Here is a 15,432-nt window from a genome sequence, read left to right as displayed (position 1 = left end):
TCACCTATTCCTAGTCGAGTTCGTTATCGAGATCGTTCGCATTAGCCGGGCCGGCCTGGACAACCTGAGACTTGTTGTATTTCGGGCTAAGCTGGATGTACAGCACGGCCATCACCACGCCGATGACGCCGAGCGCCACCAGGTTGAAGTTGGTGAAGGCGGCGGTCACGAAACCCAGGTAGAAGAACGGCATCAGGTAGCCGGCACGCATCATGTTAATCACCATCGCGTAACCGACCACCACGATCATGCCGCCGGCGATGTTCAGGCCGCTGGTGACCACTTCCGGGATCGAGTTGAGCAGGGCGTGTACCCCGGCGGTGCCAACCGAGATGGCGACGATGACCGCCGGGATGGCGATGCGCATCGCCTGCAGCAGCAGGGCGCCGATGTGGATCCAGGTGATGGCGCGCAGGCTGCCGCGCTCCGCCGCGCTGTCCGCCGCGTGCTGGAAGGCCACGGTGAGGGTACGCACGATGATGGTCAACACCTGGCCGGCCGCCGCCAGCGGAATGGCCAGGGCGATACCGGCGCCGACGCTTTGCCCGCCGGCGATGACCAGAATGGTCGAGATGATGGACGCCAGGGCGGCATCCGGCGCGACTGCCGCACCGATGTTCATCCAGCCCAGGGCGATCATTTCCAGCGTACCGCCGATAATGATGCCGGTTTTCATATCGCCGAGAATGAAGCCGATCAGGGTACAGGCGACCAGCGGACGGTGGAATTGGAACTCGTCGAGGACGGAACCCATCCCGGCGATACAGGCAACGATAAATATCAGCACAATCTGAAGAGTGGTGATCTCCATTGCACTTCTCCTATGACCAAAAAAGCTCTGAGTAAAATAATCAGCGGCTGGCGCCACTAATTGAGTTTGTTAATCAGGTCCATCATTTTGAGCCGGCTGTCGGACGAGACCTTACGCACCTCCAGCTCGATACCGCGATCGTTCAGTTTCTTAAACGCTTCGATATCTTTTTCATCGACGGAAACGGCGTTGTTCACCTGGGTTTTCCCCTGACGGAACGCCATGCCGCCGATATTGACGGATTGAATATCCACGCCGCCTTCCACCAGGCGCAAGACGTCGGTCGGGTTGGTAAACAGCAGCATCACGCGGTCGTTGGCATATTTCGGGTTGTTCCACACGCGGATGGCCTTCGCCACGTCCACCACGTGAGCGGTGACGCCCGGCGGGGCGACCTGGGTCAGCAGGGTTTTGCGCACATGGTCGGCGGCGACTTCATCGCTGACGACGATAATGCGGCTGACGTTGGTCTCTTTGGTCCAGCGGGTGGCGACCTGGCCGTGAATCAAACGGTCATCGATGCGCGCCAGGCCGATTTTCATGTGGTCGTTCGGCCCCAGCGGCGCCTGAGGGGCAGCGGCTTTGGCGACGGGTGCTGCGGGTTTTGCGGGTTCTTCCTGCGGTTTTTTCAGCGCCTTCACGCCTTCTCGGCCGGTTTCCAACGCCAGCGCCACCAGTTCATCGAAAGCGGGGTTATCGTCCCGCGCCATGAAGGTTTCCACCAGCATCGGGATGTTGACCCCGGTGACGACCTCATAGTTTTCTTTGTCGACCGCAATGCGGCTGGCGGCGTTGAACGGGCTGCCGCCCCAGGTATCCACCAGAAACAGCACGCCGCCGCTGGTATCCAACCCACTGATTTTTTCGTTGTACTTGACGATTAACGTTTCGGCATTCTCACCGGGAACGAAGTCTATAAAGGCGACGTTGTCCTGCTCGCCCAATAGCATCTCCGCCGTTTTCAGCAGTTGTTCCGCTGCAGCCCCGTGTGTGCCGATGATAATAGCTATTGCCACTCGCTACCTCCTCGTTGAACTCCAGACGCGGTTTGTGTCGTTTCTCCGCGCCGTCTTGGCAGTCACTTCCGCGGTTCAGATACATTATGGTAGAAAAAAAGAAACGCACGCCTAACATTTCTCACGCAGTTTCAAGTGCCTGTGCGTGATGCTTCACGAACGCGAGATTTATTTTAGTGAGTGAAAAAATATTTTTTGTGACGCTGCTCTGCTATTGAATGCTCGGAGAAATCTTAGCTGTCGCAGACGATATGTCGTAGCGCCATGCTAAACCGCCGTTGAAAAAGGCGCTTTGTCCCCCAGAAAAATCCTGATACAGTAATTTCTTCTTTCATCACTAAGGAGTGAAGGGCCTCAGCCCTCCCTATGGACTGTCACCGAAGTTACTGTTTTTCCAGGTTTCATCCGCCACCTGCTGGCGTTGCATATGCTGTTCGGCCCTTCGGCCATCTCCCGGTAACCCCATTCCGTCACTTTGCTAGTGTCGACTGCGCCCACGCAGCGGCGGCATCGTCACGTCTGCGCGGCGTGCGCGCATTCCCACTTTTCGCTGGAGTCTGATATGGAATTTTTAATGGACCCCTCTATTTGGGCGGGGTTGCTTACGCTGGTGGTGCTGGAAATCGTGCTGGGCATCGACAACCTGGTGTTCATTGCCATTCTGGCCGACAAACTGCCGCCGAAGCAGCGCGATAAGGCGCGCATCATTGGCCTGTCGCTGGCATTGCTGATGCGTTTGGGCCTGCTGTCTGTTATCTCCTGGATGGTGACCCTGACCACGCCGCTGTTCAGCGTCGGCGATTTCAGCTTCTCCGGCCGCGATTTGATCCTGCTGTTCGGTGGGGTGTTCCTGCTGTTCAAGGCCACCATGGAGCTGCATGAACGACTGGAAGGGCAGACGCACCAGGACGGCGCCAATCGCGGTTACGCCAAGTTCTGGGCGGTGGTGGTGCAGATCGTGATCCTTGACGCCGTGTTCTCGCTCGATGCGGTGATTACCGCCGTGGGTATGGTGAACGATCTGCCGGTGATGATGGCGGCGGTGGTGATCGCGATGGCGGTGATGCTGTTGGCGTCGAAGCCGTTGACCAACTTCGTCAACGCGCATCCGACCATCGTGGTGCTGTGCCTGAGCTTCCTGTTGATGATCGGTTTGAGCCTGATCGCCGAAGGCTTCGGCTTGCACATTCCTAAAGGCTATCTGTACGCCGCGATCGGCTTCTCGATCCTGATTGAATTGTTCAACCAGATCGCGCGCCGCAACTTCATCAAGCATCAAGCGCGCCGCCCGATGCGCGAGCGCACTGCGGAAGCGATCATGCGCCTGATGGGGCAGCAACGTGCGCAGCAGACGGACGATGAGGTCGCCTTGCCAAGGGACGAAACCTTCGCGGCGGAAGAGCGTTATATGATCAGCGGCGTGTTGACACTGGCCTCGCGCTCATTGCGCAGCGTGATGACACCGCGCACCGACATCTCCTGGGTCGACTGCGAGCGCTCCCGAGAGGAGGTGCGCGCACAGCTGCTGGATACGCCGCACAGCCTGTTCCCGGTGTGTCGCGACTCGGTGGATGAGATCGTCGGCGTGGTACGCGCCAAGGATCTGCTGGTGGCGCTGGAGCAAGGGGAGGATATCGCCGAGTTCGCCGCCCGTACGCCGCCGATCGTGGTGCCGGAAACCATGGACGTCATCAAGCTGCTGGCGGTGCTGCGCCGCGCCAAAGGACGTTTGGTGGTGGTCACCAACGAGTTCGGCGTCGTGCAGGGGCTGGTGACGCCGCTGGACGTGCTGGAAGCGATTGCCGGTGAGTTCCCGGACGAGGATGAAACGCCGGACATCGTGGCGGAAGGCGACGGCTGGCTGGTGAAGGGCGGAACCGATCTGCACTCGCTGGAACAGGCGCTGGCCTGCGATGACCTGGTCAGCCCCACCGCCGATTACGCTACCCTGGCGGGGCTGCTGTTGGCTCACTATGGCCAGATGCCGGTGGTGGGGGACACCATCGAACTGAACCACCTGCGTTTCGATATCGTCGATGTCTCCGACTATCGCATCGAGTTGGTGCGTGTCACCCGCGTCGTCTTCGACGAACCGACGCATTCGTAACCCTCCCGCCGGGGGCTCAGGCCTCCGGCGGATCCTCTTCCGCTTTCCTGACGCGCGATTCGTACTGCTGCAACCACAGCGGGAAAACGTGGATCGGCATCGGCTTGGCGAAATAATACCCCTGCAGGGCATTGACCTCGCGTGCGCGCAGATAGTCGGCCTGTTCCTCCGTTTCCACCCCCTCTGCCACCAGTTTCAGCTTCAGCCGCTGCGCCAGCGTAATGATGGTGTCGGTCACCGTGGCGTTGACCGCGTCGGTGCCGATGGCGGCGGTAAACCCGCGATCGATCTTCAACACGTCCGGGCTGAGGTTTTTCAGGTAGCTCAGCGAGCTGTGGCCGGTGCCGAAATCGTCAATGGCCAGCATGATCCCCATGTCTTTCAGCGTGCGAATCTGGTCATACTGGATCGCCGACAGCGCGGTGCGTTCGGTCAGCTCCAGCATCAGCGAGGGCATCGGGTGCGCCGGCAGCCAAATCTGGCGGATATCGTCGATGATGTTGAGCGTTTTAAAATGCTCGGCGGCGACGTTAATGCTGATGTAGAACGACGGTCGTGGCGGGAACAGCTGCAGATTTTCCGCCACGGTGTTCATCAAATAGCGGGTGAGCGGAATGATGAGGTCATGCTGCTCGGCCAACGGAATAAACACGTCAGGCGAGATCCATCCTTGTCGCTTCTTTTTCCAACGCAGCAGCATCTCGACGCCGGCGCAGCGCCCGGTGTCGCTGTGGATGATCGGCTGGCAGTAGACGCGGAACTCGCGATGAGTGATGGCATGGCCGATGTGGTAAGACAGGCTCATGCGGTTGGCGGTGAGCAGATAGACCACATAGGCCGCCAACAGACTGATCAGCAGCGCCAGCGGAATATGGCGCGGCAGTGCGGAAAGTGCCAGCATGCCGATCTGCGGGCCGAACAGAGAAATCGAGAACGGATACAGCGCAGAGCCGGCGGTGTAGCGCAGATCGTTGGTCAGGGTGTCACGGCTCAGGATTTCGCGTCGGCCGTATTCCAGGCTGCTGTCGGCTACGTTCAGCACCACGCGCTGAACGTAAGGCTCCTGCGGCTCGAGTAAAAAGTTGGACAGCAGCTCGATATTGAATACGTGCAGCACGCCGCTGGTGTTATCGCGGGGGGATGGCGTCCACATCACCAGCGTGGGCAGACCTTTGCTGACCGCCAGCGAGGGGCGCAGCGCCAGCCTGGCGTCGCTGTTGACGAAGGTGGGCATCACCGCGGCCAACTGATAATGACGGGCGCCAAATAGGCTGGAGCAGTAAATAATGCCGTTTTTTACCAGCAGCATGGCGCGCAACGCCTGATTTTGCGCGGCGCGAAAGCGCAGGGTCGATGAGACGTTCTCGCAGGGTTGGTCCAGCATGTCCATGCTGCGTTCCGCCTGCAGCTGCGCCGGCGTCAGCAACTGGTTGAGCTTGCCGACGGTTCGGGTGGCCAATGTCTGTTGGCTCAGCTCGATGCTTTTGACCTCTTGATAGTAACGGGTATACAGCGATACCAACAGAATAGCCGCGCCCACCGCTCCGGCCAGCAGCCAACGGTAGTAACGATATCGGGACGCGGCGAGGTGGGTCATCAACATCCGGTAAATCCTTGTTCGGTAATCCAGCTCCGAGTCACAGTCAGGCCATAGCTCCTTAAGTTGCGCTCGGCTAATTCTAGCCTGAGGTTATACAAGATTGATGGTAACTCAGTAAATTATTTCAGTTTGGTAAAACAGAAGGCCAATTTGCAGGTTAACCGTCGGATCGATGAGAAAAATGCAGGATATTTTCTGGTGACATTGTCACTAAAGAGGGGCAATGAATTGATTATCCATAAAAAACCCCGCCGGGCGGCGGGGTTGTCTGTCAGTCGCATTGCACCTTGATTGCCAGGCCACCGCGTGACGTTTCCCGGTACTTGGCGTTCATGTCTTTGCCGGTTTCGTACATGGTCTCGATCACCTTATCCAGCGAAACGCGCGGTTCGCTGGTGCGGCGCAGCGCCATGCGGGCGGCGTTGATCGCCTTGACCGAGGCGATGGCGTTGCGCTCGATGCACGGCACCTGTACCTGGCCCGCGACCGGGTCGCAGGTCAGCCCCAGGTTGTGTTCCATGCCGATTTCCGCCGCCACGCATACCTGCTCAGGGCTGCCGCCCAGCAGTTCGGCCAGGCCGGCTGCCGCCATGGAGCAGGCCACGCCGACTTCGCCCTGACAGCCGACTTCGGCGCCGGAAATGGAAGCGTTCATCTTGTACAACGCGCCGATGGCGCCTGCCGCCATAAAGTAACGGATGTAGATATCCGGGCTAACGGACTCGATGAAGTGATCGTAGTAAGCCAGCACCGCAGGGACGATGCCGCAGGCGCCGTTGGTCGGTGCGGTGACCACGCGGCCACCGGCGGCGTTCTCTTCGTTAACCGCCAGCGCGAACATGTTGACCCAGTCGATCACGTTCATCGGATCGTTGGACAGTTTGTCCGACGCCACCAGCATGCGGCGCAACGCGGAGGCACGGCGCGGTACGCGCAGCGGCCCCGGGAGCACGCCTTCGGTGTTCAGACCGCGATCGATACAGGCGCGCATGGTTTGCCAGACGTTGCCGAAGTAGGTCTCGATCTCTTGCTTGCTGTGCAGCGCCAGTTCGTTCTGCATCACCATGCCGGACAGCGACAGCCCGGTCTCGCGGCAGTGATCGAGCATTTCGCGCGCGGAGTTGAACGGATAGGGCATTTGCAGCTCTTGCTCGGCGTCCTTACCGAAGTTCTCCTCGTCGACGATAAAACCGCCGCCGATAGAGTAATAGGTCTTGCTGTACACTTCTTTATCGCCGGCGAAGGCGTGGATCTGCATGCCGTTTTCGTGCAGCGGCAGGTTGTCGCTGCGGAAGACCATGCCGCCGTCGCGTGGGAAATCGACTTCATGCAGGCCGTTGGCCAGCATCAGGCGTTGACGTTGTTCTACATCGCGAATAAAACCCGGAATGCTATCGATATCGACGGTGTCCGGCATGTTGCCGGCCAGGCCGAGAATGATGGCGATATCGGTATGGTGACCTTTACCGGTCAATGAGAGTGAGCCGTAAACGTCTACGGCAACACGCGTGATAGAAGGCATCAGGCCTTTATTTACCAGATCGTCGACAAACTGTTTGCCGGCTTTCATCGGTCCAACCGTATGAGAGCTGGACGGGCCGATGCCGATCTTAAACATGTCGAAAACGCTAATCACGCTAAAACTCCTTAAAGAGACGTATTGTTATGGCTGCAGCGGTTAAAAACCGCGCAGGGAACAGCGATATTGTAAAAGGGCCGTGCGGGTTCGGCTGCCTTTTTCGCATGAAATTAAATAATCCGTGGTGTCGCTTTTTTTACTGATTACCCGGGGCGAACCCTTAAGCGGGGTATCCGCTTTCGCCCAAGCTCCATTAACGGTAATCGCGCCAGCCTTCCGTGCTGAACGCCGCCGGCTTAATCCCTGTTTCTACAGTGGTTTATCTCGGACGGTGGTATTTTACAGGTATTTCGTAAGGTTTAAGAGAGGGTTTACAGTTTTTTTAAAACCATTCAACCGGAACGGTAGTTGAAAAAGCGATCAAATGAAGTGATTTCGATCGCTTTACCTGCAGTGGACGCCGACGGCCATGCCAGATTGCGAGTCAGATCACGCAATACGGGTTAAATACTGACCTGCTGCGCCAGGCGGCGAATGATGGCGGCGGTCAGCCCCCAGATAAATTGGCTGTGATACCAGGAGAGGTAAATGCGGTGCGTATGGCCGGCGCGATGAATATCCAGCGGGTAGTAACGCGACAGGGTCAGCGCTTCCCGCAGGGGCATCTCGAACACGTCCGCCACTTCGCCCTCATTGGCGTGGAACTGCACGTCCGGCGAGATGAGGCCGACGATTGGCGTGACCTGAAATCCGGTGCTGCTGTCGAGCGGCGCCATTTGGCCGAGGACGGTCACCGCGTGCGGCGGTATCGCCACTTCTTCCTGCGCTTCTCGCAGCGCCGTGACGATCGCCGATCCGTCTTCGGCATCGGTTTTACCGCCGGGGAAGGCCACCTGGCCGGCATGTTTGCGCAGCGAGTCGGCGCGCCGGGTCAACAGCAGCGTCGGCTCGGCGCGGCAGACGATTGGGATCAGCACCGCCGCCGGGCGCACATTGTGCGAGATCTGCGCCGCCTGCGGCAGCTGCAGTTGAAAACGGCTGATAAAGGCGTGCAGTGAGGCCGGTGAGTTCGATGGGATCACGACAGGGCATACTCCCCAAGCTGCGGCAAAATACGACCAACCTTGTCGAAGGTTTCCTGGTATTCCGCCTGCTCCTGGCTGTCCGCCACGATGCCACCGCCGGCGGAGCAGTGGATGCGGCCGTTTTCGGTGACGAGCGTGCGGATGGTGATATTGGTGTCCATCGTGCCGCAGGCGCTCAGGTAACCGATGCTGCCGCAATAGGCATTGCGGCGCTGCGGCTCCAGCTCTTCGATGATTTCCATCGCTCGCACCTTGGGCGCGCCGGTGATCGACCCACCGGGGAAGCAGGCGCGCAGCAGTTCGGCCGCCGAGGTATGCGCCGGCAGGGTCGCGGTGATGGTGCTCACCAGGTGATGTACGGCGGGAAACGGTTCCACGGCAAACAGTTCCGGCACTCGTACGCTGCCAGGTTGGGCGACGCGGCCGATATCGTTGCGCAGCAGATCGACGATCATCAGGTTTTCAGCGCGATCCTTGGGTGAATCGGCCAAACGGCGAGCCTGCGCGGCGTCCTGTTCCGTGTCCGCCAGCCGCGGCAGCGTGCCCTTAATCGGGCGGGTTTGGATACGCTGCTGCTCCAGCCAGAGGAAGCGCTCGGGAGAGACGCTCAGTACGCTGTTGTGCGGCAGGCGCAGGAAGGCCGAGAACGGCGCGCGGTTGCAGGCGCTCAATCGACAGAACGCCTCCCATTCATCTCCCTGATAGTTGGCGGAGAACCGTTGCGCCAGATTAATTTGGTAACAGTCGCCGCTGCGCATGTAGCGCTGAATACGTTGGAACTTCTCGCCGTATTGCCGCCGGCTCATATTGGCGCGCCAGCCGCTCAGCAGCGTGAAAGGGCGTTCCGTCGGCGCGGTTTGGCTATTGAGCCAACGCCAGCGCTGTTCTACGTCGCCATAGCTGATCAGCGTCAGGGTCTGCAAATGGTGGTCGGCGATCGCTGCCCAGTCATAAATGCCGACCGCCATGTCCGGCAAAGCGAGGTCGGCTTCGGCCAACTGCGGCAAGGTTTCCACCCGGCGCCCGAGATCGTAGCCGAACAGCCCCAGGGCACCGCCCTGAAACGGCAGATCCGGGTTAAACGCCGGCTGCCAGCCTTGCGCCGCCAATTGTTGCTGCAGCAGGGAGAACGGATCTTCCTGCGACTGAATAGTGACGCCGTCACTTTCGATTTTCGTGCTGGCACCCTGAGTGGTGAGCGTAACGCGCGGCTGCGCGACCAGGATGTCGAAGCGGTTATGCGAATGGTCGGCGAAGCCCGAATGCAGCAGCATCGCCCACGGGTGGGCTGAAAGCGGGGCGAAGAGCTTCATCAGGGCACCGCGGCTGTAGGGCAAAGATTTTATGTTTGGGGCGGTTACGCTCATGAACGTCAATAAACCTGGCTGTGAGGACGGCGATAGATATCTGGCAGCTAGTGTGCCATAGACGGTCACGTCATGCATGTTTTGCCATGCGCGACATGAAGCACAGTTCACATAAACGGCAGTTCAATAAACCTGAAATAAGGCATTTTTTGCGCCATTGATTATACTTCGATATGTTAAAAATTTAACGTCAAATGCACTGGAAGCCTATTTATCGAGGGCGCAAGACCCGAGAGATATAAAAAAGATTCGTTGATTTCATAAATTTATTATTTCTGCTTGTTATTAGATGCGGGAGCGGCGTGGCGTTGCCTGATTTTAACCAGCGTCGCCGCCCTTTGGAATTAATGGATTAATTACTCAGCGCTTTTCTGGCGCTGGTTTGAAAAAGAAAGCCAAGTTCGGCCCCATTGCCACTGCGGCAATTTAGAGGTTTCACGCCTATTTCAAGCGTGCGCCGAACCGAATGGGTCTTTTAGAAAAATAAAATTATTATTTTGTTACATTATCATTGAAGAGCTGCCTATGTCGTTAATGCTGAGCGTGATCGTCCCGATGCACAATGCGGGGGAGTTATTGGAGCCTTTCCTGGCTTCGCTGCTGGCCCAGCGCGAGCAACGGTTGGAGGTGATCATCGTCAACGATGGTTCCACCGATGGTTCGGGGGAAATAGCGCACCGTTACGCGGCGGTGCATCCGCATATTCGTGTGATCGATCAGGCTAACGCCGGCGTTTCTAACGCGCGTAATGCCGGGCTCGCCGTTGCCCGGGGTAAATACGTGGCGTTTCCCGATGCCGACGATTTGCTGGCGCCGGACATGTATTCTACGCTGCTGGAACAGGCGGAGCACCACCAATTAGACGTAATGCAATGTAATGGCGAGCGCTATTTCACCAGCCAAGACGAATTGCAGCCGATTTTTCCACAGGGTCGCTTACAGACCACCGACGTTATCACCGGCGTACAGTGGTTTGAACGTGCGCTGAAATCGCGAAAGTTTATTCACGTTGTATGGCTGGCAATATATCGCCTTGACTTTATTCGCCAGCATCGGCTTTATTTCGAGCCGGGGTTACATCATCAGGATATTCCCTGGACGACGGAAGTCATGTTTAATGCCCAACGGGTCAAATATTTAAGTACGCCGCTGTACCGCCAACGGGTACACGACAAATCGATCAGCAACCGTCGTCGCACCGGCCAGGCGAACGTAGATTATCAACGCCACTATATGAAAATCGTCGAAATGTTGGAGCGGCTCAACCGGCGCTATGCGGGCACTGTCGCCATTCGCCCGGCTTTCCATTGGCAAATCACCCGCGAAGCGCTGGGCATTTGCCACAGCATTCGTCGTGAACCGGATCCGGCTGCCCAGAGTCAAATCACCGAAGAGTTCTATCAGCGCGGCATCGACAGAGCGATGTTCGCTAATGCGCGCGGCCTGAAACAGGGGTGGCATGTCATGCTGTGGCGGCATCGGCTGAAGCAGTGGCGCAGCGAAAGCGGCTGTTCGCAACCGGTCTGAGGCACAAGACGTTGGGATCCGCCGCGTTAGCGCGTATACTCCTTCTCCCTTTTGCCGGAGAGAACGACACATGCATGCAGGTATGCCATTACTGAGTCACGCGGAGCAGCAGGAAGCGGCGGATCGTATCCATCAACTGATGGAGCAGGGCATGAGCAGCGGTGAAGCCATTGCTCGCGTTGCGCAGGAAATTCGCGAGAAGCATCAGGGCGCTCAGGTTGCGGTACTGTTCGATGAGGATGATGAAGACGAGCAGCATGAGGCCGCACCGGAGGCGTCGCGGGATGACGATGCTGAAGATGACGAAGACTATTGACGTTATCGGGGCCGCGTAAGCGGCCCCGTGAGTATCAGCCGTTGACCGCCACGGCGGCGGCGGCTTGTTTTGCTTGCTCCACCGCCTGTTCCGTCGTGCTCGCCGTCGCCAGTGCTACGCCCAGGCGACGCTGCCCGGCGATCTCCGGTTTGCCGAACAGGCGCAGCTGGTTGTGCCCGCGCAGCGCGTTTTCCAGGCCGCTGAAGCGCACATCGCTGCTGGTAAGCTGTGGCAGGATCACCGCCGAAGCGGAAGGGCCGAACTGGCGGATGGCGCCAATCGGCAACCCGAGAAAGGCGCGAACGTGCAGAGCGAACTCGGACAGATCCTGTGAGATCAACGTGACCATGCCGGTATCGTGCGGGCGCGGTGACACCTCGCTGAAGATCACTTCGTCGCCACAGACGAACAGCTCCACGCCGAACAGGCCGAAACCGCCCAGGGCTTTCACCACCTTCTCCGCGATAGCCTGAGCACGGCTCAACGCCGCGGCTGACATGCGCTGCGGCTGCCAGGATTCGCGGTAGTCCCCATCCTCCTGACGATGGCCGATCGGCTCGCAGAAATGCACGCCGTCCACGGCGCTGATGGTCAGCAACGTAATTTCAAAATCGAATCTTACCAGCCCTTCGACGATCACCCGACCGCCGCCGGCGCGGCCGCCCTGTTGGGCGTAATCCCAGGCGCTTTGCAGCTGCTCAGGCGTGCGGATCAGGCTTTGTCCTTTGCCGGAAGAACTCATCACCGGTTTGACGATGCACGGGTAGCCGATGTGCTCGACCGCCTGCCGGAAAGTCGCCTCGCTGTCGGCAAAGCGGTAGCTGGAGGTGGGCAGGCCAAGTTCTTCCGCCGCCAGACGGCGGATGCCTTCACGGTTCATGGTCAGGCGCGTGGCTTCGGCGCAGGGCACTACGCGGTGACCCTGGCGTTCAAGTTCGACCAGCATGGCGGTAGCGATCGCTTCGATTTCGGGAACGATATAGTCCGGCCGCTCTTGTTCGATAACGGCTTTCAGCGCGTCTCCGTCCAGCATATTGATGACGTGGCTGCGGTGCGCCACATGCATGGCGGGGGCGTCGGGGTAGCGATCGACGGCGATCACTTCCAGGCCGAGGCGCTGGCATTCAATGGCGACTTCTTTACCCAGCTCCCCGGAGCCGAGCAACATAACGCGGGTGGCGGAAGGGCGCAGGGCGGTTCCAATCGTTAACATAGTTTCGTACCTGGATCGGTGAAAGTAAGCGGATTGATGATCGGCGGGCAGTATATACGAAAACGATTGCGTGCACAGCCGCCGCGCCAAGTTTGTTGCTAACTTACTGTTTTTATGACAAGCAGAAATATTTGCCCTGTATGGACGATTGTGCGTTAATAAGCGACGGCGAAAGAAGGCCTACATATAGCAAGGTTTTCGCGTCTCGTGCCGTCAAGGCAGGTTTATCAAGTAAAGGAAACACAAATGAGCAAGATCACCGGTCACGTAAAATGGTTCAACGAAAGCAAAGGCTTCGGCTTCATCACGCCTGCCGACGGTTCTAAAGACGTTTTCGTTCATTTTTCCGCTATCGTTAGCGATGGTTTCAAGACCCTGGCTGAAGGCCAGCAGGTTGAGTTCTCCATCCAGGACAGCCAACGTGGCCCTGCCGCCGCCAACGTCGTTGCTATTTAACGACTGAGCCGCCGAGAAACCCGCCGCCGGCGGGTTTTTTTATGCTCGCACCCCGTAACGCCGCCCATCTCTGTTATCATTTAGCGCTGATTCGGCGCCAACCTGCGGGCGCGCCGCCATTCCATTCGTCATATAAGAGTTATCGCCGTGAGCACAGTTTCTTTTTCTTCCCTGCCGCTGCCAGCCGAACAGTTGGCCAACCTCAACGAACTGGGGTACGCCAAAATGACGCCGGTACAGGCCGCCGCGTTGCCCGCCATCCTGCAAGGGAGAGACGTGCGCGCAAAGGCGAAAACCGGCAGCGGTAAAACGGCGGCATTCGGCATTGGTCTGCTGAATAATATCGTCGTCGCTCAGGTCGCCACGCAGGCGCTGGTGCTCTGTCCCACCCGTGAGTTGGCCGATCAGGTGAGCAAAGAGCTGCGTCGCCTGGCGCGTTTCACGCAAAACATCAAAATCCTGACGCTGTGCGGCGGTCAACCGATGGGGCCACAGCTCGATTCGCTGGTGCACGCGCCACACATCGTGGTGGGGACACCGGGACGCATTCAGGAGCATCTGCGCAAGAAAACGCTGCTGCTGGACGAGCTGAAGGTGCTGGTGCTGGATGAGGCCGACCGCATGCTGGACATGGGCTTCGCTGACGACATCGACGATGTGATCAGCTATACGCCGCCGCAGCGTCAGACGCTGCTGTTTTCCGCCACCTACCCGACAGGCATCGAACGCATCAGCGATCGCGTTCAGCGCCAGCCGTTGAGCGTCGAAGTGGACGATGACGAAGCGCAGACCGCCATCGAACAACGCTTCTATGAAACCACGCGCGATCAGCGCCCGGCGCTGCTGGTGTCGGCCATTCGTTATCATCAACCCGCGTCCTGCGTAGTGTTCTGCAATACCAAACGCGATTGTCAAACGGTGCTTGAGGCCCTGGAGGCCCGCGGCATCAGCGCACTGGCGCTGCATGGCGATCTGGAGCAGCGCGATCGCGACCAGGTGTTGGTGCGCTTCGCCAACCGCAGTTGCCGGGTGCTGGTGGCGACCGATGTCGCCGCTCGCGGGCTGGACATCAAAGAACTGGAGCTGGTGGTTAACTACGAACTGGCGTTCGATCCCGAAGTGCATGTGCACCGTATCGGTCGTACCGGGCGCGCCGGCATGAGCGGGCTGGCGATCAGCCTGTGCACGCCGCAGGAAATGGCGCGGGCGCATGCGATTGAAGACTACCTGCAGATGGCCGTCGATTGGGCACCGGTGTCCGAGCTGAGCGGGGCGGCCAACGGCTCGCTGGAGGCGGAGATGGTAACGCTGTGCATCGACGGCGGCCGCAAGGCGAAGATCCGCCCCGGCGATATCCTTGGTGCGCTGACCGGCGATGCCGGGCTGACGGCGGCGGAAGTGGGCAAGATCGACATGTTCCCGGTGCACGCCTACGTCGCGATCCGTAAAGCCAGCGCGCGCAAGGCGCTGCAACAGCTGCAACAGGGCAAAATCAAAGGCAAGAGCTGCAAGGTGCGGCTGCTGAAATAAGCCGAAGGCGGGCGGCGGTTTGCCTTCCCGCCACTATCTATTTATACTGTATATATTTACAGTAATTTGAGTATTTGAGGACGCACGCATGGCGGTTGAAGTTAAATATGTGGTGGTGAGAAACGGTGAGGAAAAAATGACTTTCGCGAGCAAGAAAGAAGCCGACGCCTACGACAAAATGCTGGATTTGGCGGATAACCTCGGAGAGTGGCTGCAACAGGCGCCGCTGAACCTGGACGACGAACAGCGCGAAGGGCTGAGTTTCTTCCTGGCAGAGAATAAGGATGCGCTGGGTCTGATTCTGCGCGGCGCATCGCCGGCGGAAACCGCTAAAAAACCGGCGGAAAACAAAGCCAAAAAAACGGTCTCTAACTCAAAAGAGGGATCTGCGTCAGAAAAGCAAGCGGCATAATGACTTATGTTGCGGTGTTGTGATGAAAAAGGATCTAAAATGAGCCGTGAAATAACTTTCTTCAGCCGCTTTGAGCAAGACATTCTGGCCGGGCGTAAAACCATCACCATTCGGGATGCCAGTGAATCGCACTTCGAACCGGGCGAGGTATTGCGCGTAAGCCGCAATGAAGACGGCGTATTTTTCTGCTTTATCGAAGTGCTGTCGGTAACGCCGGTGCGTCTGGATGCGCTGACCGAACGCCACGCACAGCAGGAGAACATGTCGCTCGGCGAACTGAAGCAGGTGATCAAGGAAATCTATCCGGGCTTGGATGCGCTGTTTGTCATCGAGTTTGTCAAACGGTAAACCCGTTGCCGAAACCCTGTTGTGAGCCAGGGATGGGCGCCCGGATAGCGCTAATCACAACGGGA

Annotated in this window: 14 protein-coding genes; 7 read left to right on the top strand and 7 right to left on the bottom strand. The window is 58.5% G+C overall.

Annotated features, from left to right (window positions below; genetic code table 11):
• Positions 1 to 10: 10 nt before the first annotated feature.
• On the bottom strand, positions 11 to 811 hold the full coding sequence (locus tag QDT79_RS18470) for a PTS mannose/fructose/sorbose transporter subunit IIC (RefSeq protein ID WP_033634888.1): 801 nt from the start codon (positions 809 to 811) through the stop codon (positions 11 to 13).
• Positions 812 to 867: 56 nt separating this feature from the next.
• The gene (manX, locus tag QDT79_RS18465; RefSeq protein ID WP_033654424.1) at positions 868 to 1,827 is read right to left on the bottom strand and encodes a PTS mannose transporter subunit IIAB; all 960 of its coding nucleotides are present in this window, start codon (positions 1,825 to 1,827) and stop codon (positions 868 to 870) included.
• A gap of 562 nt (positions 1,828 to 2,389) precedes the next feature.
• Here manX and QDT79_RS18460 point away from each other — a divergent pair.
• The gene (locus QDT79_RS18460; protein ID WP_063990181.1) at positions 2,390 to 3,934 is read left to right on the top strand and encodes a TerC family protein; all 1,545 of its coding nucleotides are present in this window, start codon (positions 2,390 to 2,392) and stop codon (positions 3,932 to 3,934) included.
• 16 nt (positions 3,935 to 3,950) lie between these two features.
• On the opposite strand, the gene QDT79_RS18455 is transcribed toward QDT79_RS18460, so the two are convergent.
• The 4 genes from QDT79_RS18455 to pabB form a co-directional block, all read right to left on the bottom strand.
• Positions 3,951 to 5,537, bottom strand: a complete 1,587-nt coding sequence (locus tag QDT79_RS18455) for an EAL domain-containing protein (RefSeq protein WP_130017582.1) — start codon at positions 5,535 to 5,537, stop codon at positions 3,951 to 3,953.
• 268 nt (positions 5,538 to 5,805) lie between these two features.
• Entirely contained in the window at positions 5,806 to 7,170 is a 1,365-nt protein-coding gene (gene sdaA, locus QDT79_RS18450; protein WP_025303156.1) for an L-serine ammonia-lyase, read from the bottom strand.
• Between the two features lie 446 nt (positions 7,171 to 7,616).
• On the bottom strand, positions 7,617 to 8,195 hold the full coding sequence (locus QDT79_RS18445) for a CoA pyrophosphatase (protein WP_063990178.1): 579 nt from the start codon (positions 8,193 to 8,195) through the stop codon (positions 7,617 to 7,619).
• Positions 8,192 to 9,565: an aminodeoxychorismate synthase component 1 gene (pabB, locus tag QDT79_RS18440; protein ID WP_308316896.1), complete on the bottom strand. Its 1,374-nt coding sequence runs from the start codon at positions 9,563 to 9,565 to the stop codon at positions 8,192 to 8,194. The genes QDT79_RS18445 and pabB overlap by 4 nt, the downstream gene beginning before the upstream one ends.
• A 525-nt stretch (positions 9,566 to 10,090) precedes the next feature.
• On the opposite strand from pabB, the gene QDT79_RS18435 reads away from it, so the two are divergent.
• Positions 10,091 to 11,092 carry a glycosyltransferase gene (locus QDT79_RS18435; protein ID WP_308316895.1) on the top strand — a complete coding sequence of 334 codons (1,002 nt, stop codon included), beginning with the start codon at positions 10,091 to 10,093 and terminating at the stop codon, positions 11,090 to 11,092.
• A 70-nt stretch (positions 11,093 to 11,162) separates the two neighbouring features.
• Entirely contained in the window at positions 11,163 to 11,408 is a 246-nt protein-coding gene (locus tag QDT79_RS18430) for a YoaH family protein (RefSeq protein WP_063990176.1), read from the top strand.
• 34 nt (positions 11,409 to 11,442) lie between these two features.
• On the opposite strand, the gene purT is transcribed toward QDT79_RS18430, so the two are convergent.
• Entirely contained in the window at positions 11,443 to 12,621 is a 1,179-nt protein-coding gene (gene purT / locus QDT79_RS18425; protein ID WP_063990175.1) for a formate-dependent phosphoribosylglycinamide formyltransferase, read from the bottom strand.
• Between the two features lie 246 nt (positions 12,622 to 12,867).
• Here purT and cspE point away from each other — a divergent pair, with 246 nt between their 5' ends.
• The 4 genes from cspE (at position 12,868) to yqfB (ending at position 15,367) form a co-directional block, all read left to right on the top strand.
• Entirely contained in the window at positions 12,868 to 13,077 is a 210-nt protein-coding gene (gene cspE / locus QDT79_RS18420; RefSeq protein WP_004927572.1) for a transcription antiterminator/RNA stability regulator CspE, read from the top strand.
• Positions 13,078 to 13,224: 147 nt separating this feature from the next.
• Complete coding sequence (dbpA, locus tag QDT79_RS18415) at positions 13,225 to 14,607, top strand: ATP-dependent RNA helicase DbpA (RefSeq protein WP_063990174.1); 1,383 nt, start codon at positions 13,225 to 13,227, stop codon at positions 14,605 to 14,607.
• Between the two features lie 88 nt (positions 14,608 to 14,695).
• The gene (locus tag QDT79_RS18410; protein ID WP_063990173.1) at positions 14,696 to 15,019 is read left to right on the top strand and encodes a YebG family protein; all 324 of its coding nucleotides are present in this window, start codon (positions 14,696 to 14,698) and stop codon (positions 15,017 to 15,019) included.
• Between the two features lie 39 nt (positions 15,020 to 15,058).
• Positions 15,059 to 15,367: a N(4)-acetylcytidine aminohydrolase gene (gene yqfB, locus QDT79_RS18405; protein ID WP_004927562.1), complete on the top strand. Its 309-nt coding sequence runs from the start codon at positions 15,059 to 15,061 to the stop codon at positions 15,365 to 15,367.
• Positions 15,368 to 15,432 lie beyond the last annotated feature (65 nt).

The sequence above is a fragment of the Serratia marcescens genome (assembly GCF_029846115.1).
Classification (GTDB): domain Bacteria; phylum Pseudomonadota; class Gammaproteobacteria; order Enterobacterales; family Enterobacteriaceae; genus Serratia; species Serratia marcescens_L.
Note: the sequence above shows the minus strand (reverse complement) of the source record. Positions and strands in the feature narration are given on the sequence as shown.

What these genes read in the sequence shown, in the direction of transcription:
- QDT79_RS18470 (WP_033634888.1), bottom strand. Translation starts at nt 811, where the DNA reads ATGGAGATCACCACTCTTCAGATTGTGCTGATATTTATCGTTGCCTGT.
- QDT79_RS18460 (WP_063990181.1), top strand. Translation starts at nt 2,390, where the DNA reads ATGGAATTTTTAATGGACCCCTCTATTTGGGCGGGGTTGCTTACGCTG.
- QDT79_RS18455 (WP_130017582.1), bottom strand. Translation starts at nt 5,537, where the DNA reads ATGTTGATGACCCACCTCGCCGCGTCCCGATATCGTTACTACCGTTGG.
- pabB (WP_308316896.1), bottom strand. Translation starts at nt 9,565, where the DNA reads ATGAGCGTAACCGCCCCAAACATAAAATCTTTGCCCTACAGCCGCGGT.
- QDT79_RS18435 (WP_308316895.1), top strand. Translation starts at nt 10,091, where the DNA reads ATGTCGTTAATGCTGAGCGTGATCGTCCCGATGCACAATGCGGGGGAG.
- QDT79_RS18430 (WP_063990176.1), top strand. Translation starts at nt 11,163, where the DNA reads ATGCATGCAGGTATGCCATTACTGAGTCACGCGGAGCAGCAGGAAGCG.
- purT (WP_063990175.1), bottom strand. Translation starts at nt 12,621, where the DNA reads ATGTTAACGATTGGAACCGCCCTGCGCCCTTCCGCCACCCGCGTTATG.
- cspE (WP_004927572.1), top strand. Translation starts at nt 12,868, where the DNA reads ATGAGCAAGATCACCGGTCACGTAAAATGGTTCAACGAAAGCAAAGGC.
- QDT79_RS18410 (WP_063990173.1), top strand. Translation starts at nt 14,696, where the DNA reads ATGGCGGTTGAAGTTAAATATGTGGTGGTGAGAAACGGTGAGGAAAAA.
- yqfB (WP_004927562.1), top strand. Translation starts at nt 15,059, where the DNA reads ATGAGCCGTGAAATAACTTTCTTCAGCCGCTTTGAGCAAGACATTCTG.